This window comes from Micromonospora sp. BS32 (genome assembly GCF_059089345.1).
On record NZ_JBSSHR010000010.1, the window covers coordinates 37,996 to 60,025 of the forward strand.

Sequence of the window (22,030 nt, forward strand, 5' to 3'; positions counted from 1 at the left end):
CGTCCCCGGCCGGGCTGCCCTCCGGGGGATGCACCCGGCGCAGCAGCCCCGGCCCGGCGGAGGCGGGGGGCCCGACCGGCTCGACCGCCAGCGCGGGAACCGGCGTCACCACCAGATCCGAGGACGAACCGTCGGGCCCGGACGGACCGTCCAGCGAGGACGGACCGTCCAGCGGGGACGGGCCGTCGTGCGGCTGGGGGCCGCCGTTCGGGTGCGCGGCGGCGTCTCGTGGCGCGAGGCCGCCCATCCGGGTGAAGCTGTCGGCCGCGGGCAGCACGGCCCGATCGGCGCCGCCCGCGGCCCGGTCCGGAGGCCCGAGCAGGCGGGGCCCGCCCTCGGTGTCGGCATCACCCGGCCGCCCCAGGGGCGGCGCCTCGCTCTCCCCGATGGCGGGTACGGGGACCACCACGGCGCGCGCCGGAGCGGAGGAGGCCGACCGGCCCACCGACCGGACGCGCTGCGGCGGCGGGGCGGGCGGTAGCAGCCGGGGCGGGACTGCCTCGGGCGCGGACACCGGGGACAGCCCGGCCACCACGGTGTTGACGATCTCGGCGGCGTACGAGCCGTCCTGGTCGTAGTCCGGGTCGAAGACGGTCAGCTCCACGCCGAGGCAGTGCGGGGTGTCGACCAGGCCGCCGAGCAGGATCTCCAGCTCGGCGAAGGCGATCCCGCCCGGGTCGGGGGCGTCCACCGCGGGCATCACCGCCGGGTCGAGCACGTCCACGTCGATGTGCACCCAGTACCCGGCGCAGTCGGCGAGCTGCTCGTGGGCCCACTGGGCGGTGCGGGCGGCGCCCTCGGCGCGCAGCGCCGGCACCGGACGGGTGGTGATCCCGGCGGCCTGGAGGTCGAGCCGGTACTCGTCCTGGGCCCGGATGCCGAGCACCACCACGTCGACGTCCCGGAAGTACGGGCGGCGCCCCTCGATCGCCGCCAGGTCGGCCTGACCGCGCCCGGTCACCAGGGCGAGGTCCTCCCCCGCCGCAGCGCCGACGTACGAGGCGTTGCCGGGATGCCGGAAGTCGGAGTGACCGTCGACGAAGACCAGCCCGATCCGACCGCCGACCGCCTCGCCGAGCCGGTGCATGGCCAGCGCCGAGCCGAGCAGCACCGAGCAGTCCCCGCCGAGGACCAGCGGGAACTCCCCACGGTCGATGATCGCGCCGATCCGGTCGGCCAGGGCCACGGAGTAGCCGGAGATCTCCCGGGCGTGGCAGACGCCGTCGCCGGGCCGCCAGTCGCCCGGGTCGTACCGGGGCGGGGTGAGGCAGCCGGCGTCCCGGGCCCGCAGCCGGGCCAGCAGGCCGTGGTCGCGCAGCGCGCCCGGGGCCTTGCCGCAGCCGGGCACGGAGGTGGCCGTGGGTGGGCGCAGGCCGAGGTTGGTCGGCGCGTCGAGGACGGCGATCCGGCGCATCATGGGCTCCCGTCCTCGGTGGTCGGGCGGGCCGGCCGGAACGCCGGCCCGCGCTGGCGTGCTACGGAACTCAGAACAGGGCGCTAGCCAGTGCCCGGCGGGCCGAGGCGACCGCGGGGTCGTCCGGGCCGGCGATGGTGAAGAGCGAGACCAGGTGCTGGCGGGCCTTCTCCCGGTCGTCGCCGGCGGTCCGCCGGACCAGGCCGACCAGCCGCTGGTAGGCCTGCTCGGCCAGGCCGCTGAGCACCTCGATGTCGGCGGCCAGCAGCTGGGCCTCGACGTCGTCGGGGTTGCTCTGCGCGGCGGCGAGCGCCGCCTGCGGGTCCGCGCCGGCGACCCGGCGGGCCACCCCGACCTGGGCCAGGCCGGCCTCGGCCGCGGCGTCCGCCGGGGACTCGGCCAGGATCTTCCGGTACGCCCGCTCGGCGGCGTCCAGGTCGCCGCTCATCAGCGCGTCGTCGGCCTCGTCGAGCCGCGGGTCCTCCGGCTCAGCGACGGCGACGCCGCCGGCCTTGAGCACCGCGCCGATCCACTGCCGGAGCTGGGCCTCCGGCACCACGCCGGAGAAGGCGTCGACCGGCTGCCCGCCGACCACCGCGTAGACCATCGGGATGCCCTGCACCCGGAACATCTGGGCGATCCGCGGGTTCTCCTGCACGTCGACCCGGGCCAGGACCCACGCGCCGCCGCCCTCGACCGCCAGCCGCTCCAGCACCGGTGCGAACTGGTCGCTCTCCGGGTAGCCGGCCGCGCCGAAGAAGACCACGACGGGCATGGCCATCGACCGTTCGAGCACCTCGGACTGGAGGGTGGCCTCGGTGACGTCGATGATCGCGTCGTCACCGGCGGCGGAGCCGCCAGGGACGCCGGCGGGCGGGCCGGCCTGCGGGGGTGTGCCGGGGCGGGTAGTGGCTGGTGCGGTGCCGCGCAGCGCGCTGAGGTCGACCGCGCCGCGGGTGAAGATCGACGAGGTGATCCGTGGGTCGCTCATGGTTACCTAGTCTCGCACGTGTACCGCTGAAGTCAGATCAACCGCGACGGCGACAGTTGCGACTCTCACCCCCTGCTCAGACCGGCGCGTCCCACCTCCCGCGACCGGGCCGCTAGGGCGCCGGTGGAAGCGACGGACGCCGCCGGTCGCGGAAGGTGGGGACGGGTCAGAAACGGGCGGGTTCGCGGTAGACGCCCCACTCGGCGCGCAGGGCGTCGCAGATCTCGCCGAGGGTGGCCTCGGCGCGGACCGCGTCGAGCATCGCCGGGATCATGTTCTCGTCGGTACGGCTCGCGTCGACCATCCGGGCGATGGCGGTCTTGACGGCGGCGTCGTCCCGGGCGGTCTTCCGCTCGGCCAGCACCCGGCGCTGCTCCAGCTCCACCTCGTGCGAGATGCGCAGGATCTCCAGCTCCTTGGCGACGGTGCCGGTGTGGCAGTTGACCCCGACGATCCGCTTGTCGCCCTTCTCCAGCGCCTGCTGGTAGACGAAGGCGGACTCGGCGATGTGGCCGGTGAACCAGCCGTCCTCGATGCCGCGCAGGATGCCGGAGGTCATCGGGCCGATCTGGTGCGGGCCCTCGCCGCCGAGCTGCCGGATCCGGGCGAAGATCTCCTCCGCCTCGGCCTCGATCTTGTCGGTGAGCGCCTCGACGTACCAGGACCCGCCGAGCGGGTCGGCGACGTTGACCACCCCGGTCTCCTCCATCAGCACCTGCTGGGTACGCAGGGCGATCTCGGCGGACTCGTCGGTGGGCAGGGCCAGGGTCTCGTCCAGGGCGTTGGTGTGCAGCGAGTTCGTCCCGCCGAGCACCGCGGCGAGCGCCTCGACGGCGGTCCGCACCACGTTGTTGACCGGCTGCTGGGCGGTCAGCGACACCCCGGCGGTCTGCGTGTGGAACCGCAGCCAGAGCGCCTTCTCGCTGGTGGCGCCGTAGACGTCGCGCAGCCAGCGGGCCCAGATCCGGCGGGCGGCGCGGAACTTGGCGATCTCCTCGAAGAAGTCCAGGTGGGAGTCGAAGAAGAAGCTCAGGCCGGGGGCGAAGACGTTGACGTCCAGCCCGCGCGACAGCCCCAGCTCGACGTAGCCGAACCCGTCGGCGAGGGTGTACGCCAGCTCCTGCGCCGCGGTCGAACCGGCCTCGCGGATGTGGTACCCGGAGACGGAGAGCGGCTTGTAGCGCGGGATCTCCCGGGCGCAGTACTCCATCAGGTCGCCGATCAGGCGCAGGTGCGGCTCCGGGTCGAAGAGCCACTCCTTCTGCGCGATGTACTCCTTGAAGATGTCGGTCTGCAGCGTCCCGTCCAGCTTGGACAGGTCGGCGCCCTGGCGCTCGGCGGCGACCAGGTACATGCAGAAGACCGGCACGGCCGGGCCCGAGATGGTCATCGACGTGGTGACGCCGGCCAGGTCGATGCCGTCGAAGAGCGCCTGCATGTCGGTGGCGGTGTCGATGGCGACTCCGCAGTGGCCGACCTCGCCGAGCGCCTGCGGGTCGTCGGAGTCGCGGCCCATCAGGGTCGGCATGTCGAAGGCGACGGAGAGCCCGCCGCCGCCCGCCCCAAGGATCATCTTGTAGCGCTCGTTGGTCTGCTGGGCGTTGCCGAAGCCGGCGAACTGCCGGATCGTCCAGGTCCGCCCGCGGTAGCCCGTCGGATACAGCCCCCGGGTGTACGGGAACTCGCCCGGCCAGCCGATCCGCTCGAAGCCGGGGTACGCGGTGCCCTCCGGCGGCCCGTACACCGGGTCCACGGTCATCCCGGACAGCGTGGTGAAGTCCGCGTCCCGCTTGCGCGCGGCGTCGTAGCGGGCCTGCCAGCGTGCCCGTCCGGCGGCGATCTCGTCGGCGTTCATCCGCGGAGCTCCTCCTCGAGTCCTCGACTGAAGTCCGAGTGTAGAACGGATGCCTGAACGATCGCTAAGGAAGTGCGTACCGGTCGGTAACCTGGTCAGGCCTGAGGTGCCGCCGGACCGCCCAGCGCCACGTCGTCCACCCGGATGTTGATCTCGTCGACCCGAAGCCCGTACGCCTCGACCGCCGCCGTCACCGCGTACCGGACCGCGTCGGTCACCTCCGGCACCGGCCGGCCGCCCTCAATCACCAGCACCAGGTTGACCAGCGCCGCACCATTGGTGACATGCGCCGAGCAGCCCCTCGTCGCATCGCCGACCTGGTCCAGACCCACCCGGTCGAGCACCGCGTTGAAGAACCGGGCGACGTCCCCGCCGAGCTCGGCCACCCCGGGCACCGACCGGGCCGCGGCGACCGCGATCTTCTCCACCACCTCGTCGGAGACGAGCGTCGTCCCGCCCGCCACCGCGTCCGGAGTCACCGACAGCTCCTGGGTCGCCTCGTCAGCCATGCTCTCCCGCCTCGTTCCTCCGGCCCCACGGTCGGCGTGGCGCGGTGCGAGCGTACTAGGCGGGCGGCGTCCGGAGTGGACGGGTCAGGCCCCGGTCCGCCCCGCCGCGATCCGCGCCGGACCGGCCGGAGTGGCCAGCTCGTCACGCAACTCGGGATGCGCGTGGTAGAAGGTCAACGCGCGCAGCACCGTCTCCGCGTCGGCCGCCAGCCAGTAGGTGCGGACCACCAGGAAGGGCAGGAATCGCAGCTCGCCGGTGTCGAACCGGCTGGTGTGCCGGCGCAGCACGCTCTCCGGCGCCGGGTACGCCTTCACCACGATCACCGGCGTGCCCAGCCGCCGCGCCTCCACCTCGAACACGGCGGACCACGGCACGGAGTAGAAACCGGTCAGCATCCGGTGGGCGACCCCGACCGGCGAGAGCACCAGCTCACCGGGCGCGTGCCGGAGCATGGTGGCCAGGAACCAGCCGATCAGCGCCGCCAGGCCGCCGAGGACGACGGCCACCACCCGGCCGAGCGTGCCGCCCGAGGTGCCCTGCACCACCGCCAGGCCGCCGAGGACCAGCACGCAGCCGGCCAGCATCGCGCTGAACCAGCAGTACGCGCTGGTCGAATAGCCGAAGCGGACCCCCGAGCCGCCGCCGCCCGGCCATGGCGCCGACGTGGAGGCGGCACCGGAACCACGGGACCAGGCGACGACGAGAAACCCGAACGTCGAGCCGAACAGCAGGGCCATGACGGCGCCGACGGCGACGATCTCCCAGTCGCGGGCCGGCAGCGCTGCCACCACCGCGCCGAGCCCGCAGAGCGCCGCGACCACGAAGAAGACCATCCCCAGCACCGTGAGGACGGGCACCCGCCGGCCCGACCAGCCGGTGGGCGTGGGCGTCCCGCCCCGCTCCGCCGCGCTTCGGTCCGCGCCCATTGGAGCACCCCCGTCAGGAACACCGTGGGTGGCACAGTGCCCCGGGGCGCGCTCCGCCAATCCGGGGGTGGGGTCAGGAGCCGAGCTGGGCGAGCAGTTCGTCGGCGGCCGCGTACGGGTCCAGCGCCCCCTCGGCCACCTTCGCCGCGAGCGTGGTCAGCTCCGTACCGTCGCGCAGTGAGCCGATCCGCGCGCGGAGCACGCCCAGCGCGATCGCCTCGATCTCGGCGGCGGCCCGCGCCTCCCGACGGCGGCGCAGCTCGTCGTGCTGCTCGAGCCAGCCCCGGTGCTTGTCGATCGCGGCGGCGATGTCGTCGATGCCCTCGGCGCGGGCGGCGATGGCCCGGATCACCTGCGGGCGCCACTCCCCCGGCCCGCGCTCACCCAGGGCGATCATGCCCTGGATGTCGCGGACGGTGGCGTCGGCGCCGTCCCGGTCGGCCTTGTTGACCACGAAGACGTCGGCGATCTCCAGGATGCCAGCCTTGACCGCCTGGATCGCGTCGCCCATGCCCGGCGCGAGCAGCACCAGGGTGGTGTCTGCCAGCGAGGCGACCTCGACCTCGGCCTGCCCGACGCCGACGGTCTCCACCAGCACCACGTCGCAGCCGGCGCCCTCCAGCACCCGGACCGCCTGCGGCGTCGCGGCGGAGAGCCCGCCGAGGTGGCCGCGGCTGGACATCGAGCGGATGTAGACGCCGGGATCGGTGGCGTGGTCCTGCATCCGGACCCGGTCGCCGAGGATGGCCCCGCCGGTGAACGGGCTGGACGGGTCGATGGCCAGCACCCCGACCCGGTGCCCGCGCGCCCGCAGCGCCCGGACCAGCTCGTTGGTGGTGGTCGACTTGCCCACGCCCGGCGACCCGGTCAGGCCCACCACCTGGGCCTGACCGGCGTACGGCGCGAGGGCCGCCGCCACCTGCGGCAGCACCTCGTCGCCGGACTCGACCAGCGTGATCAGCCGGGCCACCGCGCGGGGGTCACCGTCGCGGGCCCGCGCCACCAGCATGGGTACGTCCCGACTACGGCGCACCGGACCGGTGGCCGCAGCCTGGACGTGGTCGACCGCTTCGCTCACTGCACCACTCTCGCTCAGGACCGGGGGATTCGCCGGACCAGCTCGTTACTCGGTCTCGCCACCCGACGGGACGTGGATGATCAGGGCGTCGCCCTGGCCCCCGCCGCCGCAGAGCGCGGCCGCGCCGGTGCCACCGCCACGCCGCTTGAGCTCCAGCGCGAGGGTGAGCACCAGCCGGGCGCCGGACATGCCGATCGGGTGGCCGAGCGCGATCGCGCCGCCGTTGACGTTGACCTTGTCGGTGCTGATCCCGAGATCCCGCGCGGACTGGATGCCGACCTGGGCGAACGCCTCGTTGATCTCGATGAGGTCGAGGTCGCCGACGCTCAGGCCACCCTTTTTCAGGGCGTGGCTGATCGCGTTGGAGGGCTGCGAGTGCAGAGAGTTGTCCGGGCCGGCCACGTTGCCGTGCGCGCCGATCTCGGCCAGCCAGGTCAGCCCCAGCTCCTTGGCCTTGGCCTTGCTCATCACGACCACCGCGGCGGCGCCGTCGGAGATCGGCGAGGAGCTGCCCGCGGTGATGGTGCCGTCCTTGGCGAACGCGGGGCGCAGCTTGCCGAGGGACTCGGCGGTGGTGTCCGGGCGGATGCCCTCGTCCTCGCTGATCACCAGCGGGTCGCCCTTACGCTGCGGGATGACCACCGGGGTGATCTCGTCGGCGAAGTGGCCGTTCTTCTGCGCGGCGGCCGCGCGCTGGTGGCTGGCGGCGGCGAAGGCGTCCTGCTCCTCGCGGCTGATCCCGTGCTTCGCACCGTGCCGCTCGGTGGACTCGCCCATCGAGCAGCAGTCCCAGGCGTCGCTGAGGCCGTCGTGGGCCATGTGGTCCTTGATCGTGACGTCGCCGTACTTGTAGCCGCTGCGCTGGCCGAGCAGCAGGTGCGGGGCGTTGGTCATCGACTCCATGCCGCCGGCCACCACGATGTCGAACTCGCCGGCCCGGACCAGCTGGTCGGCCAGGGCGATCGCGTCCAGGCCGGAGAGGCAGACCTTGTTGATGGTCAGCGCCGGCACGGACATCGGGATGCCGGCCTCGACGGCCGCCTGGCGGGCCGGGATCTGCCCGGCGCCGGCCTGGAGCACCTGACCCATGATCACGTACTGGACCTGGTCCGGGGCGACGCCGGCCCGCTCCAGCGCTGCCTTGATCGCGACGCCGCCGAGCTTCGTCGCCGGAAGATCCTTGAGGTTGCCGAGCAGGCGCCCCATCGGGGTCCGCGCGCCGCTGACGATCACCGAAGCCATTGCCTGCCTCCGAGGGGGTGCCGACCTGTACGCCTTAACGATTGTTCGGTCAGACTAGCGCCATGGCTGAGAACTCCCCCGCCGAGACCGCTGCCGACTATGTCACAGACATCGGCCTGCGCCGGATCGACCATGTCGGGGTCGCGGTGCCCGACCTGGACGCCGCGATCGACTTCTACCAGCGGACCTTCGGCATGCGCTGCGTGCACACCGAGACCAACACCGAGCAGGGCGTACGCGAGGCGATGCTGGCCGTCGGCCCGACCACCGAGGGCGGCTGCGTGCAGCTGCTCGCCCCGCTGAACCCCGAGTCGACCATCGCGAAGTTCCTGGACCGCAACGGCCCGGGCGTGCAGCAGGTGGCGTACACGGTGGCCGACATCGACGCCGCCTGCGCGGCGCTGCGCGAGCGGGGCGTCCGGCTGCTCTACGAGAAGCCGAAGCGCGGCACCGCCGACTCCCGGATCAACTTCGTGCACCCCAAGGACGCCGGTGGCGTCCTGGTCGAGCTGGTCGAGCCCGCCGCGGGCCACTGACCCCGCCGCTCGGCCCCGGCCAACGGCGCGGGGCCGGGCGGTGTCCCACCTGGCGGGAACGAGCGCGAGAGTGCGCGGTGCGCCGTTCCCATGGACAGCTCCACGCATCGGCCAATGCAGTTTTTCACACAGGACTTCCGGCCCTAGCTACCGTTCAGTAACGTCCCGGCCCACAAGGAGCGCGACCCGGTGCCGGATGTGTCGATTGCCGACATGGCGGTCGGTCGCACCGGTGCCGACGATGGCAGCACCCCTGCCCCCCCGGCATGGGTGCGGACGAACGGGAGGTCACCGTGCAGGACATCCTCGAAGCGATCATGGCGGCGGAAGGCTCGGAACAGCCCGAGCGGCAGCTCGCCGGTCTCGCCGGGCTGCCAGTGCCGGAGACCTACCGGGGTGTGGTGGTCCGCGCGGAGGACACCCGGATGTTCGACGGGATGGCCACCCGCGACAAGGACCCGCGCAAGGCGTTGCACCTGCAGGAGGTGCCCACCCCGGAGCTCGGGCCGGGCGAGGCGCTGGTCGCCGTGATGGCCAGTGCGATCAACTACAACACGGTGTGGACCAGCATCTTCGAGCCGCTCTCCACCTTCAAGTTCCTCCAGCGCTACGGCCGGCTCTCCGAGCTGACCCGCCGGCACGACCTGCCGTACCACGTGGTGGGTTCGGACGCGGCCGGCGTGGTGCTCCGGACCGGCCCCGGCGTGACGAAGTGGAAGGCCGGCGACGAGGTCGTCGCGCACTGCCTCTCGGTGGAGCTGGAGGACGCGGCCGGCCACGACGACACCATGCTCGACCCGCAGCAGCGGATCTGGGGCTTCGAGACGAACTTCGGCGGCCTCGCCGAACTGTGCGTGGTCAAGGCCAACCAGCTGATGCCGAAGCCGCGCCACCTCAGCTGGGAGGAGGCGGCCAGCCCCGGGCTGGTCAACTCCACCGCGTACCGGCAGCTCGTCTCGCACCACGGGGCCAACATGAAGCAGGGCGACGTGGTGCTGATCTGGGGCGCCTCCGGCGGCCTGGGCGGCTACGCCACCCAGATGGCCCTCAACGGCGGGGCGATCCCGGTCTGCGTGGTCTCCTCGCCGGAGAAGGCCGAGCTGTGCCGGAAGATGGGCGCGGAGCTGGTCATCGACCGGGCCGCCGAGGGGTTCCGGTTCTGGAAGGACGAGGAGACCCAGGATCAGGACGAGTGGCGCCGCTTCGGTGAGCGGATCCGCGAGCTGACCGGCGGCGAGGACCCGGACATCGTCTTCGAGCACCCCGGCCGGGAGACCTTCGGCGCGAGTGTCTACGTGGCCAAGCGCGGCGGCACCATCGTCACCTGCGCCTCCACCAGCGGCTTCCAGCACCAGTACGACAACCGCTACCTCTGGATGCACCTCAAGCGGATCGTCGGCAGCCACTTCGCCAACTACCGCGAGGCGTGGGAGGCCAACCGGCTAGTCGCCCTTGGCAAGATCCACCCGACCGTGTCGAAGACGTACGACCTGGCGCAGACCGGCCAGGCCGCGTACGAGGTGCACCGCAACGCGCACCAGGGCAAGGTCGGGGTGCGCTGCCTCGCCCCCACGGACGGGCTCGGCGTGCGCGACCGGGAGATGCGCTCCCGGCACGAGACCGCGATCAACCGGTTCCGCGGCCACTGAGCCGTCCGGGTGATGCCGGCTCATCCATTGCGGCGAGGCGGACATTGCCTTTTCGCGCCGGTGGCCGGCCGCCATTCGAGTGACATCGGACAAAGGGCCGCGGGGATCCCCCGCGGCCCTTTTTCGCGCTCACTTTGCGTGACGCCCGACCCGCCCGGGAGCTGCCAAGATCGCCGATTGGTCCGGTCCTGGACGCGCGGGAAGTTGACCATGTAAAGAGGACGCGAAAGCTCGGCACCGCTCTTGCGAACGCCCCCGGGGGGTCTGCAAGTATGTCCCAATGCCCCAGCAGCAGTCCTCCCCTCTCGCGTTCTTCGATAACGCGAACTCGCAGCCAGATTTCACCGTTGGCCTGCGCGGATACAACACCCATCAGGTCGATGACTTCATCGGCCGGATGACCGCCGCGCTGACCCAGTCCGAACAGGCCCGGGCCGAGGCCGAGCAGCGGATGAACGACGCGCAGCGTCGGCTCCGCCAGGCCGAGCAGCGGCAGTCGGCGCTCGAGCAGAAGCTCACCGACACCAACAAGCAGCTCGAGGAGAACAGCCGGCCGACCCTCTCCGGTCTCGGCACCCGGGTCGAACAGATCCTCCGGTTGGCCGAGGAACAGGCCAACGACCACCGCAACGAGGCCAAGCGCGAGTCCGAGGGCATCCTCTCCGCGGCCCGCCTCGAGGCGCGCGAGATCACCGACAAGGCCCGCGCCGAGGCCGCCGCGATGAAGGCCACCGCCGAGCGCGAGGCCGGCAGCGCCCGCACCGCCGCCGAGCGGGAGGCCGCCGAGGTCCGGGTGCAGGCCCGCCGGGAGGCCGACACCCTGCGCGCGGACGCCGACCGGGAGACCAAGCAGCTGCGTACGGTCACCGCCCACGAGGTGGCCGAGCTCAAGTCCACGGTCGAGCGTGAGGTGGCCACCCTGCGCGCCACCGCCGAGCGGGAGATCACCCAGCAGCGGGCGAAGGCCGCGCGCGAGGCCGAGGAGAAGCGGGCCGAGGCGACCAAGCTGCTCACCGACGCCCGCGACAAGCGGGACAAGGACCTCCAGGCCCTGGAGCTCCAGCTCGCCGAGCGCCGGGAGAAGGCCGAGCGCGAGGAGTCCGAGCGGCACGCGGCCCAGGTCGCGCAGACCCAGAAGCTGGTCGGCGAGGCCGAGCAGCGCGCCCGGGCCGCCCAGGAGCGGGCCAAGGAGATCGAGCAGCGGGCCGAGGCCCGCCGGATCGAGTCGGAGCGCACCGCGAACGAGACCGTCGACAAGGCCAAGGCGCTCTCCGAGAAGACCCTCAACGAGGCCAAGGCCGAGGCGAACCGGCTGCTCACCGAGGCGCGCACCGAGGCGGAACTGACCACCCAGGCGGCCCGCCGCGAGGTCGAGGACCTGACCCGCCAGAAGGACGCCGTCACCTCCCAGCTCGGCCAGATGCTCTCCGGCCTGGCCGGGATCGTCCCGGGCGTGCCGGCCCAGCCGCCGGCGGCCAAGCCGGAGCCGGCCAAGGCCGACGCCGCGTCGCGGGCGACCGCGGAGAACGCCAGCTGACCCACCGCACCGACGGGGCATGAATCACGGCGCGGGGTGACACCGGGTAACCGGTGTGACCCCGCGCTGTATTCGTTTCCCAGCCTGTGACACGCGGTCGGGTAGTACCAGTGAAGTAGGTCCCAACCGGGGCGTCCGTATCGCCCCAGGAGGGCCGGATGCGTGTGAGGATGGGGGCATGTCGCACGGCGAGGAACTGTTCGCTCTCGGCGGGGACGTGACCACGGAGCCCAGCTTCGAGTCCGCTCTGCGGGGGTACGAGAAACGACAGGTCGACCGGTACGTCGCTCGTGCGGAGCACGAGATCGGGACCCTCACGGCCGAGCGGGAGCAGGCCTACACGCAGATCCACAAGCTGGCCGGCCAGGTCGAGCACCTCCAGCGGGATCTCGCCCAGGTGCGCAAGCAGGTGGGCGTGGTGGACCGGGCCTCGTTCAAGCACCTCGGCCCCCGGGTGGAGCAGATCCTCGCCCTTGCCGAGGAGCAGGCCGACGCGATCCTCTCCGCCGCCAACGAGGAGATCGAGGCCCGCCGGGCCGCCGCCGAACACATCATCGACGAGGCCCGGGAGCAGGCCGCCAAGGCCCTCAAGGACTTCGAGATCGCGCTGGCCTCCCGACGCGCCGAGGAGGAGCGACACACCGCCGCCCGCAAGGCCGAGGCGGACGCGGCGGTCAAGAGCGCCAACGACGACGCCGCCCGGCTGCGCGCCACCGCGGAGGAGGAGTCCACCCGGCTGCGGACCACGGCGCAGGAGGAGTCCACCCGGCTGCGGACCACCGCGCAGGAGGCGCTGGCCAAGGCCCAGCAGGAGGCCACCAAGCTGCGCGACACGGCCCGGGAAATCCACAACCGGGCCCAGCAGGAGGCCACCAGGCTGCGTGAGACGGCCAAGGAGGCGCTGGCCAAGGCCCAGCAGGACGCGACCCAGCTGCGCGAGGCGGCCAAGGAGGTGCACGCCAAGGCCCAACAGGAGGCCAAGCGGCTCACCGAGTCGGCTGCCGAGGCCGGTCGCGCCACTCACGCGAAGGCGCTCCAGGAGGCCAAGCGGATCACCGACGACGCCGAGGAGGCGGCGAAGGGCACCCGCGGTCGGGCCCGGCAGGAGGCGCACCGGCTGACCACCGAGGCCGCCGAGGTGGCCAAGCGCAGCCGCACCGACACCGAGGCGTACGTGCAGCGGATGCGCAGCGAGACCGAGGCGTACGTGCAGCACGCCCGGGCCCAGACCCAGCAGGAGCTGGGCGCCTGGCGGGCCGGGGTGGAGCAGGAGGTCAACAGCCGGCGGGAGGCCGCCGACCGGGAGCTGGCCCAGCGCCACGCCGCCGCCGAGCAGGAGTACGCCAAGCGCCGCGACGAGCTCGACAAGCAGCACAAGACCCGGCACGACCAGCTGGAGCGGGAGTGGACCGCGCGGCGCGACGAGATCGAGCAGGGCGCCGCCGAGGTCCGCCGCTCCGCCGAGACCGACGCGTCGACCATGCGCCGCCGGGCGGAGGAGGAGGCCACCGCGCTGCTCCAGCGGGCCGAGACCGAGGCCGTCGAGAAGCGCCGCAAGGCCGACGAGCACGTCGCCGCCTCCCGCCGCCAGTTCGAGGAGTACGCGGCCACCACCCAGCAGCACCTGGCCACCACCCAGCAGCACCTCGCCGCGACGCAGCAGGAGGCCGCGGCCGGCCGCCAGCAGCTGGCCCAGGTGATGCTGGAGATCGCCCAGGCCCAGCAGGAGCTCGCCAACCTGCGGCAGGAGACCTGGCAGGCCCGCCAGGAATACGACGAGGTGCAGCGGCAGATCACCGAACTCCAGCTGCGCAGGATGACCGGCACGGCGGCCGTTCCCGGGCTGGACGGAACCGGGCCGGCGACGGACGGCGCGAAGCCGGCCGGGGTGAAGGCGACGGCCCAGACGGCCGACGGCGCGAAACCGGCCGGAGTGAAGGCCACCGCACAGGCGGCCGACGGCGCGAAGCCGGCCGCGGTGAGGGCCACGGTCCCGGCGCCCGACGGCGCCAAGCCGGTGGACGCGCCGGCCGGCGACGCGACCTCGGCGGAAGCGCCGGCCAACGGCGGTAAGCCGGCGGCCGAGCCGGTCTCCGCCAACGGCGGCAAGCTGAGGGCCAAACCGGTCGCCGAGCCGGTCACCACGGTGGACGGCGGCGCCGCTGGCGCCGGTGTGGACGGTGAGCCCACCGTGGCGGCGGTGCCCGGCACCGGCGGCCGGGAGGCCACCCCGACGAGGATCACCAGCACCGGGGAGAACGGCAAGCGGCCGAGCAAGCCCACCACCGACGAGCGCAGCGCCAAGCCGAGCACGGTCAGCGTCGAGCCCGAGTGACCAGGGGGTGGCCGGGGGCACCGGCCGCCACTACCCTGCCGACAGGGGTTCGCACGGACAGTGCCGTCGGCGCGGATCCCGGCGACGACCTCCGGTGACCCACGCCGGAGCGGGACCGGGGGAGGTCCGGTGGCACAGGACGGTCCGGCCCACGATGACGCGGCGACCGATCCCGACCGGGACGCGACGCCCGGCGAGGCGGCCGGCGGGGACCCGACGGACTTCGAGGCGCCCGGCCCGGTGACCACCCCGTCGGGCCGGTTCGGCCAGCCCGGCCGTCCGCTACGCCCGAGTCCCTTCCTGATCGGCTTCACCGGCGCGCTCGGGGTGCTGCTGGCGTACACGGTCTACCTCGGCATCCGCAACGCCGGCGGCATCCTCGTCCTGGTGGTCATCGCGCTCTTCCTGGCGGTGGGGCTCAACCCGGCGGTGGTCCGGCTGCGCCGCTGGGGCCTGCCGCACGGCCTCGCCGTGGCCCTGGTCGTGCTGACCGTGGTGCTGCTGATCGCCGGCGGCCTGGTGGCCCTGGTGCCACCGGTGGTCACCCAGAGCGGGCAGTTCATCGAGCAGCTGCCCAGCTACGTCGAGGAGCTGCGCCGTAACCACACCGTCAACGACCTGGTGGACCGCTACGGCGTGATGCGCCGGGTGCAGGAGGCGGCGAACGCGGACACCGTCGGCCGGGCGCTCGGCGGGGTGCTCGGTGGCGCCCAACTGATCTTCGGCACCCTGTTCCGGGCGCTCACCGTGCTGGTGCTGACCATCTACTTCCTGGCCTACTTCGACAAGCTGCGCGCCCTCGGGTACGCCCTGGTGCCTCGCTCGCGGCGGCAGCGGGTCAGCCTGATCGGCGACGAGATCCTCGCCAAGGTGGGGGCGTACATGGTGGGCGCGCTGAGCATCGCCGTGCTGGCCGGGGTGACCACCTTCGTGTTCGCGCTGGTCGTCGGGCTGCCGTACCCGTTCGCGCTGGCCGTGGTGGTCGCGGTGACCGACCTGATCCCGCAGATCGGCGCCACCCTCGGCGCGGTGATCATCAGCCTGGTCGGCTTCGCCACCGGGCTGCCGGAGGGGATCGCCTGCGTGGTGTTCTTCCTGATCTACCAGCAGGTGGAGAACTACCTGATCTACCCGAAGGTGATGCGCCGGTCGGTGCAGGTCAACGAGGTGGCCGCGCTGCTCGCCGCGCTGCTCGGGGTGGCGCTGATCGGCGTGGTCGGCGCGCTGGTCGCCATCCCCACGGTGGCCGCCCTCCAGCTGATCCTGCGCGAGGTGGTCCTGCCCCGGCAGGACTCCCGCTGAACCGGGTCAGTCGCGCTGCGGGCCGGGCACCGGGGTGTCGGCGAAGGAGGCCACCGTCCGGTCGGCGTACGCGCTGACGTTACCGGTCTCCACCGGGCCGTCCCAGGTCGTCGGCAGCGGCAGCGGCACCGCCGGGTTGACCCGTTTGACGATCTCGTCCAGCACCCGTTCGGCGTCACCCACCCAGAGGTGCTTGGCGCCGGGCACCCCGACCACCTCGGCCTGCGGCACCGCCGCGAAACGCTCCCGCGCCTCCGCCGGCCGCAGGTAGTCGTCGAACTCCGGCACCAGGGCGGTGAGCGGACGGCCCGACTCGGCCCAGACGGCCAGGTCCTCCGGCTGGGAGTAGCGCAGCGGCGGGGAGAGCAGGATCGCCCCGGCCACCGCGGGGTCGCAGCCGTACCTGATGGTCAGGTCGGTGCCGAACGACCAGCCGACCAGCCAGATGTTCGGCAGCTCGTGGAACTCCGCGTACTCGATTGCGGCGGCGACGTCGAAGCGCTCCCCCACCGCGTTGTCGAACGCTCCCTCGCTGGTGCCCCGGACACTGCTGGTGCCGCGGGTGTTGAACCGGAGCACCGCCAGGTCGGCCAGCGCCGGCAGCCGCCAGGCGGCCTTGCGGAAGATGTGGCTGTCCATCATCCCGCCGTGGGTGGGCAGCGGGTGCAGGCAGACCAGGGTCCCCACCGGCTCGCGGTCGACCGGGCGGGCCAGCTCACCGACCAACCGCAGGCCGTCGGCCGTGTGCAGCTCGATGTCCTCCCGGTGGCCGGGGAGGATCGACGACGCGCGGATCGGAGTGCTCACGGGTCAAGTCTGGCGCGTCTTCACCGTCGCCGCCCGCCCGGGCCGAAACCGGGTGATCCAGATCGCTCAGCCGTACCGCGGGGCGCCCCGCCCGCGCAGCAGGTTGGGGCCCCGCCGGTCCCGGGCCCGCCAGCAGCCGCTGTGCCAGTGCCGGCGGTCGGCCAGGTCGCCCGTGCCGTCCGCCGGCCACGCCACCAGGTGCGCCACCCCGGGGCGGATCTCCTGGTCACAGCCGGGGCAGCGGTACGTCTTGGTGGACGCACCGCCGCCGATCCCGCGTACCTGCCACTCGCCGTCGCGCCACTGCTGCACCGACTCCACGCCCTGCCGGACCCGGGCCGAGTCCAGGTGGGCGGTGTCCTCACGGCGGGGACGGTTGCGACGGGGGCTCACGTCGTCAAGGTTACGGTCACTCCCAGGTGGTCGGCTCGCCAAGGTCGTCGGCCAACCGCAGCCCCCGGATCACCGTGAAGACGTCGGCGTCGTAGGGGCCCTTGTCCGTGCTGAGCTCCCGGCCCATGGAGAGATAGGTGTGCGGGATGCCGACCACCTGCTTGAAGTAGCCGTCGTCGCGCACCTTCCAGGGGCCCACCGTCCGGTCGACCGGCATCCTCGGGTCGTTCTCGGCCTGCGGGGAATACGACAGGCGCACCGGCAGGGACGCCCAGTTGGCCATCCGGACGGTCAGCACGGCGCTGACGCGCTCGACGGGGGCGGGAGTCTTCGTTCCGCCGGGCAGCCGCCGGTTCGGGTCCTGCTCGTTCGGCCAGGGCAGCTCCCGCACCGACGCCTCGCACTCACCGATCCAGGCCCCCTTCGGCAGGGTGGTCAGTCGCATCGGCGTGACGCAGCGACGGGCCTCGTCGAAGCGCAGCGCCGCCGCCACCCGGCGTACCTCGGCGTCGGTGTCGCCGAGGGTGGCGACCCGGGCGTAGACCCCCGGGGCGGGCCGCCACCGCAGCACCCAGCCCCTGGTGACCTCCTCCAGCCGGCGCGGCAACCCGTTGTACCGGGAGGCGTCGTCCCCGGGGTGCCGGTCGCGCTCCTCACCCTGACCCGACCTGTCGACCTCGTCCGGCCCGATGCCGTACGGGAAGTTGGTGCCGATTTCGACCCGCTGCGGGTCGGCGCCGACCGCGACCAGCGCCAACACTCCCCCGCCGAGGTCCAGGTTCATGGTCTCCACCCGGTCCGCCGAGCGCCAGGCCACCGGCTGCCCCACCGCCGGGTCCACCCCGAAGTGCAGCACCGCCCGATCGGAGCCGACCAGGCCGGGGCGGGCCGCCGCCCCCGGCACCCCCGGCGCCCGGGGCGGGACGACCACGGCCGGGCTGGGCGTGACCGCCGGCGTGGGCGGCGGCGCCGCCGAGGGCGTACGCAGGGCCACCCCGGCCCCCAGCGCGACCGCGACGCCCAGCGCGGCTCCGACCACCGCGCGCCGCCGTCGCCGACGGGCCCGTCCCCCGTTCACCGCGGCCGTCACCAGCCGGCCGGTGTCCACGGGCCCGTCGGCGTGCTCCCGCAGGGTCCGCGCGATCCGCTCGTCGAGGTCGGTCACGACCGGCTCCCGTTCGTCGTCGGGGCGCCGTGACGCTCCCGGAGCTGGGTGAGCGCCCGCATCGCGTGGGTGCGGACGGTGACCGCGGAGCAGCCGAGGATCTGCGCGATGGTCGCGTCGTCGAGGTCCTCGTAGTAGCGCAGCACCAGCACCGCCCGCTGCCGGTCGGGCAGGCCGAGGATCAACCGCCACATCTCGTCCCGGTCGGCGGTCTCGCCGCCCAGGTCGAACCGGCCGGCGCGCTCGGCGAACTCGGCCGTGGCCAGCTCCCGGCTGGATCGTCGGCGCCACCAGGAGGTGTTGGCATTGACCAGCATCCGGCGCACGTAGACGTCCGGTCGGTCGGCCCGGGAGATCCGGCGCCAGTGCACGTAGGCGCGCGCCAGCACGTCCTGGGTGAGGTCCTCGGCGCGGTGCTCGTCACCGGTCAGCAGCCGGGCCAGCCGGACGAGCGCCGGCCCGCGACTGCTGACGTACTCCTCGAAGGTCACACCAGTCAGACGCCGTCACCGGCGTCCGCTGTTGACACCGTTCAGCGGCGGGTGTGGTCGCGGAAGCCCCGGCCGCTCTTGCGCCCGAGGTAGCCGGCGGTGACCAGGTGCTCCAGCAGCGGCGCGGGGGCGAAGCCCGGCTCGCGCAGCTCCAGGTAGAGCTCCCGCTGGATGGCCAGCGAGACGTCCAGCCCGACCACGTCGAGCAGCTCGAACGGGCCCATCGGGTAACCGCAGCCGAGCTTCATCGCGTAGTCGATGTCGTCGGCGGTGGAGTAGCTGGCCTCCAGCATCTTCACCGCGTCGTTCAGGTACGGGAAGAGCAGCGCGTTGACGATGAAGCCGGACCGGTCGCCGCAGACCACGCCGGTCTTGCCGAGCGCCGCGCAGACCGCACGGGCGACGGCGGTGGTCTCCGCCGAGGTGCGGATGGTCTGCACCACCTCGACCAGGGGCATGATCGGCGCCGGGTTGAAGAAGTGCAGCCCCACCACGTCGGCCGGCCGCTGGGTGGCCATCGCCACGTCGATCACCGGCAGGGACGAGGTGGTGGTGGCGAGCACGACGCCCGGCTTGCAGATCTCGTCGAGGCTGGCGAAGAGGGCCTTCTTGACGCTCAGCTCCTCGACCACGGCCTCGACCACCAGGTCGACGTCGGCCAGGTGCTCCAGCGTCGCCGACCAGTTGATCCGGCCGAGCGCGGCGTCCCGGTCGGCGTCGCTGAGCTTGCCGCGCACCACGCCCTTGTTGAGCGAGGTCTTGACCGTTTCGAAGACCTTGGCGGACTTCTCCGCGCCCCGGGTCACCGAGACGACCTCGTAGCCGGCCTTGGCGAAGACCTCGATGATGCCGGTGGCCATCGTGCCGGAGCCGACCACGCCGACCTTCGCGATGCCGCGCGCGCCGTCGGCGAGCGCCGACCCCGCCGCCACCGGCGTGTGCTCGTCGGGTACGACAACCGGGGAGCCCGGCCGCTCGTAGGTGTAGAAGCCCCGGCCGGACTTGCGGCCGAGCAGACCCGCGGTGACCATCTGCTTGATCAGCGGCACCGGGGCGTGCCGGCGGTCCCGCCCGCCGCGCCGGTACATGGTGTCCAGGATCTCGTACGCGGTGTCCAGGCCGATCAGGTCCATCAGCGCGAGCGGACCCATCGGCAGGCCGCAGCCGAGCTTCATGGCGGCGTCGATGTCCTCGCGGGTGGCGTACCGCCCCTCGAACATGCTCACCGCGTGGTTGAGGTAGCCGAAGAGCAGCGCGTTGGCGATGAAGCCGGCCCGGTCGCTGATGGTGACGTCGACCTTGCCAAGGCGGGCGCAGAGCGCCTCCACGTCGGCCACCACGTCGGCGGAGGTGACCACGGTGCGGACCACCTCGACCAGCTTCATCACCGGCGCCGGGTTGAAGAAGTGGATGCCGATGACCTGGTTGGGCCGGCCGGTCGCGACCGAGATCTCGGTGACGCTCAGCGAGGAGGTGTTGGTGGCCAGGATCGCCTCGGGCTTGCAGACCCGGTCCAGCTCGGCGAAGATCCGCTGCTTCAGGTCGAGGTGCTCGGGCACGGCCTCGATCACCAGGTCCACCGAGTGCAGCGCGTCCAGCCCCACCTTGAAGTCGACCCGGGAGTGCAGGGCGTCCCGGTCGGCCTCGGCGAGCTTGCCCTTGGCCACCGCCCGGTCGGTCGAGCCCTTGAGGGTGGCCCGGCCCCGCTCCAGGGCGGCCTCGGAGATCTCCACCGCGACGACGCCCACGCCGTTGCGGGCGAAGACCTCCACGATGCCGGCACCCATGGTGCCCAGACCCACCACACCGACACTGGTGAACTCGCGCGCCACGACCGGCCTCCCCTTGGTTTGACTCCGCCGTTGCCGACATGAACGGCCGCTAAGGTTATGCGCCGGAGTCTGCCACGTGACGCTGCGTTGTCGAGACGCCGTGGGATATTTCACGCAGGGGCTGTCGATCCCGTCAGCAGCGCCAGCAGCTCCGCCACGAACTCGGCCGGCCGCTCCAGGTGCGGGCTGTGTCCGCAGCCGGGGAGCACCACCTCGCGGTACGACCCGCCGGCCGCCGCGTACCGCTCCAGCACCGCCCGGGTCTGCCCGATCATCGGCTGCGGCGGGCAGGCCTCCTCCCCCGGCCAGCCCGGCACCAGGCCCAGCGACCCCAGGTACGCCAGGTCGAACAGCGAGGTGTCCGAGACGATCACGTCGGCGTCGCCGCGTACCCAGGTGATCGGCGGCTTGACCGCGACGGCGACCAGCTCGTCGGCGATCCGGAAGTGGACCGGGGCGAGGGCGTTGAGCACGCCCCGCTCCCCCGCCGCGATGCCGGGCCAGTGCGCCGAGGTGGCCACCGTGCCCGGGTAGTTGCCGTCCCCGGTGGCGGTCGAGAGCAAGCTGTCGAGCAGCAACTCCTCGTCGTCGCCGAGGGTGGCGGGATCGGCCACGTAGGTGGCCCGCAGGACGCTGCGCGGGCTGGTCCGGGCCTCCTGGCCCCGGTCGCCGGCCGCGAGTCGGGCCACGAAGTCGGCGTTGGCGGTGCCAGCCCCGGTGCCGGCGAAGTCCGGCGTGGTGGGGGTGCCGTCGAGGTCCCGGGTGCCGCCGAAGCCGTACGGCGAGACCGGCGCCTCCAGCAGCAGTCCGGCCACCCGGGTGGGGTGGTCCACCAGCAGTCGCATCGCCACCCCGCCACCGAGGGAGTGGCCGGCCACCAGCGGGCGGGCGCCAGCGGCGAAGAGCTCCGGCAGGTCCAGCAGGGCGGCCACGTCGGCGGCGAAGTCGGCCAGCCCCCGGGTCGCGTCCACCGGGGCGGTCTCGGTGTCCCCGTAGCCCCGCAGGTCCGGCGCGACCACCCGCAGCGTGGCCGGCAGCCGGCGGATCAGCGGCTCCCAGAACGCCGAGGAGGAGCCGTTGCCGTGCACCAGCAGCACCGGCACGCCGTCCGGCGGCCCGGCCACCCGGACCCGCTGGGTGATGCCGTTCGCCGTCACGGTCCGCTGCTCGGTCTCCATCCGCGGCATGCTGCCACGGTCGCGCGGGCCGGTCCATGGGTCGGCGCCCCACGATCGCCCCGGCCACGATGTCGCCGGCCCGGCCGGCGTCGGGTCAGGAGGCGGTGTCGGGTCAGGAGGCGGTGTCGGTGACCGCCCGCGACGACACCGGGGTGCCGGCCGGCCAGGCGTCGGTCGGCCCGGTCGAGGGCGCGAGCGGCAGCGGCAGGGTGGGCCGGTGGTCGCGTCGGACGCCGCCGCCGGCGAACCGCAGCCCGACCGGGTCGGTGGTGGCCAGCCCGGGGTCGGAGTACCGCAGCTCCGTGCGGCCGAGCCGGATGACGTCCCCGTCGCAGAGCGGCTCCGGGCCGCTGATCCGCCGGTCGTTGAGCCAGGTCCCGTTGGTCGACGCCAGGTCGACCAGGACCGCGCCGGCATCGGTCAGTCGCACCTCCGCGTGCCGCCGGCTCAGATGCGGATCGGGCACCGCGATGTCGGCCGTCGGCGCCCGGCCGATCACCAGCGGCTGGGGGCCCAGCCGAAAGCTCGCCCCCCGCATCGGCCCGCCCGCCACCCTGACCAGTGGTACCAGTTCCGGATGATCCACCATGGACAGTCAGCTCCCCACCCACCGTCGCCCCGGCGCAAGCCTGCCAGCTCGCTGTAACCAGCTCACCACCCGGGAGGTCATCTCCGCGACCCCGGGCGTACATCTCCCGTCCACCGAACCGGGCCCGACACCGGCCGCCCGGTCCGCCCGGGACGCCGGACGGGTGCGGAGTGGACGGTCGTCGCCGCCCCTACCGGCCA

Annotated in this window: 18 protein-coding genes and 1 pseudogene; 5 read left to right on the forward strand and 14 right to left on the reverse strand. The window is 73.3% G+C overall.

The annotated features are described in order from the left end of the window. Window positions 1–229 precede the first annotated feature (229 nt). From AC5RWQ_RS16705 to AC5RWQ_RS16735, 7 genes and pseudogenes are all read right to left on the reverse strand, one after another. Window positions 230–1,417: pseudogene (locus AC5RWQ_RS16705) on the reverse strand (arginase family protein); the annotation flags it as partial. A 67-nt stretch (window positions 1,418–1,484) separates the two neighbouring features. Then, window positions 1,485–2,405: a tetratricopeptide repeat protein gene (locus tag AC5RWQ_RS16710; RefSeq protein ID WP_494283645.1), complete on the reverse strand. Its 921-nt coding sequence runs from the start codon at window positions 2,403–2,405 to the stop codon at window positions 1,485–1,487. Window positions 2,406–2,571: 166 nt separating this feature from the next. Continuing rightward, on the reverse strand, window positions 2,572–4,260 hold the full coding sequence (gene icmA / locus AC5RWQ_RS16715; protein ID WP_494283646.1) for a coenzyme B12-dependent isobutyryl-CoA mutase large subunit: 1,689 nt from the start codon (window positions 4,258–4,260) through the stop codon (window positions 2,572–2,574). Window positions 4,261–4,355: 95 nt separating this feature from the next. After that, window positions 4,356–4,769: an Asp23/Gls24 family envelope stress response protein gene (locus AC5RWQ_RS16720; protein ID WP_494283647.1), complete on the reverse strand. Its 414-nt coding sequence runs from the start codon at window positions 4,767–4,769 to the stop codon at window positions 4,356–4,358. Window positions 4,770–4,853: 84 nt separating this feature from the next. Next, complete coding sequence (locus AC5RWQ_RS16725; RefSeq protein WP_494283648.1) at window positions 4,854–5,696, reverse strand: hypothetical protein; 843 nt, start codon at window positions 5,694–5,696, stop codon at window positions 4,854–4,856. 73 nt (window positions 5,697–5,769) lie between these two features. Continuing rightward, complete coding sequence (gene meaB, locus AC5RWQ_RS16730) at window positions 5,770–6,705, reverse strand: methylmalonyl Co-A mutase-associated GTPase MeaB (RefSeq protein WP_494283788.1); 936 nt, start codon at window positions 6,703–6,705, stop codon at window positions 5,770–5,772. Window positions 6,706–6,819: 114 nt separating this feature from the next. Continuing rightward, a complete protein-coding gene (locus AC5RWQ_RS16735) occupies window positions 6,820–8,016 on the reverse strand; it encodes an acetyl-CoA C-acetyltransferase (protein WP_494283649.1) in 1,197 nt (398 codons plus the stop codon). Between the two features lie 62 nt (window positions 8,017–8,078). Here AC5RWQ_RS16735 and mce point away from each other — a divergent pair, with 62 nt between their 5' ends. From mce to AC5RWQ_RS16760, 5 genes are all read left to right on the forward strand, one after another. Next, window positions 8,079–8,552 carry a methylmalonyl-CoA epimerase gene (gene mce / locus AC5RWQ_RS16740; RefSeq protein WP_334492310.1) on the forward strand — a complete coding sequence of 158 codons (474 nt, stop codon included), beginning with the start codon at window positions 8,079–8,081 and terminating at the stop codon, window positions 8,550–8,552. A 293-nt stretch (window positions 8,553–8,845) separates the two neighbouring features. Continuing rightward, window positions 8,846–10,201, forward strand: a complete 1,356-nt coding sequence (gene ccrA / locus AC5RWQ_RS16745) for a crotonyl-CoA carboxylase/reductase (RefSeq protein ID WP_494283789.1) — start codon at window positions 8,846–8,848, stop codon at window positions 10,199–10,201. 280 nt (window positions 10,202–10,481) lie between these two features. Beyond that, window positions 10,482–11,738, forward strand: a complete 1,257-nt coding sequence (locus AC5RWQ_RS16750; protein WP_494283650.1) for a coiled-coil domain-containing protein — start codon at window positions 10,482–10,484, stop codon at window positions 11,736–11,738. 178 nt (window positions 11,739–11,916) lie between these two features. After that, a complete protein-coding gene (locus AC5RWQ_RS16755; RefSeq protein WP_494283651.1) occupies window positions 11,917–14,073 on the forward strand; it encodes a coiled-coil domain-containing protein in 2,157 nt (718 codons plus the stop codon). A gap of 240 nt (window positions 14,074–14,313) precedes the next feature. Then, window positions 14,314–15,375, forward strand: a complete 1,062-nt coding sequence (locus tag AC5RWQ_RS16760) for an AI-2E family transporter (RefSeq protein ID WP_494283790.1) — start codon at window positions 14,314–14,316, stop codon at window positions 15,373–15,375. 6 nt (window positions 15,376–15,381) lie between these two features. Here the strand turns inward: AC5RWQ_RS16760 and AC5RWQ_RS16765 are convergent, their stop codons facing one another. The 7 genes from AC5RWQ_RS16765 to AC5RWQ_RS16795 all read right to left on the reverse strand — a co-directional run bounded on the left by AC5RWQ_RS16765 (window position 15,382) and on the right by AC5RWQ_RS16795 (window position 21,830). After that, window positions 15,382–16,182 (reverse strand): alpha/beta hydrolase, encoded by an 801-nt coding sequence (locus AC5RWQ_RS16765; protein WP_494283652.1) that lies wholly within the window; start codon window positions 16,180–16,182, stop codon window positions 15,382–15,384. A gap of 66 nt (window positions 16,183–16,248) precedes the next feature. Continuing rightward, entirely contained in the window at window positions 16,249–16,575 is a 327-nt protein-coding gene (locus AC5RWQ_RS16770) for an Rv1322 family protein (protein WP_494283653.1), read from the reverse strand. A gap of 16 nt (window positions 16,576–16,591) precedes the next feature. Beyond that, the gene (locus AC5RWQ_RS16775; protein WP_494283654.1) at window positions 16,592–17,740 is read right to left on the reverse strand and encodes a hypothetical protein; all 1,149 of its coding nucleotides are present in this window, start codon (window positions 17,738–17,740) and stop codon (window positions 16,592–16,594) included. Further along, window positions 17,737–18,231, reverse strand: a complete 495-nt coding sequence (locus tag AC5RWQ_RS16780) for a SigE family RNA polymerase sigma factor (RefSeq protein ID WP_494283655.1) — start codon at window positions 18,229–18,231, stop codon at window positions 17,737–17,739. Before AC5RWQ_RS16780 ends, AC5RWQ_RS16775 begins: the two co-directional genes overlap by 4 nt. Window positions 18,232–18,272: 41 nt before the next feature. After that, window positions 18,273–20,063: a 3-hydroxyacyl-CoA dehydrogenase family protein gene (locus AC5RWQ_RS16785; RefSeq protein WP_494283656.1), complete on the reverse strand. Its 1,791-nt coding sequence runs from the start codon at window positions 20,061–20,063 to the stop codon at window positions 18,273–18,275. A 110-nt stretch (window positions 20,064–20,173) separates the two neighbouring features. Then, window positions 20,174–21,241, reverse strand: a complete 1,068-nt coding sequence (locus tag AC5RWQ_RS16790) for an alpha/beta hydrolase (RefSeq protein ID WP_494283657.1) — start codon at window positions 21,239–21,241, stop codon at window positions 20,174–20,176. Between the two features lie 112 nt (window positions 21,242–21,353). Next, entirely contained in the window at window positions 21,354–21,830 is a 477-nt protein-coding gene (locus AC5RWQ_RS16795; RefSeq protein WP_494283658.1) for an FHA domain-containing protein, read from the reverse strand. Window positions 21,831–22,030: the final 200 nt, after the last annotated feature.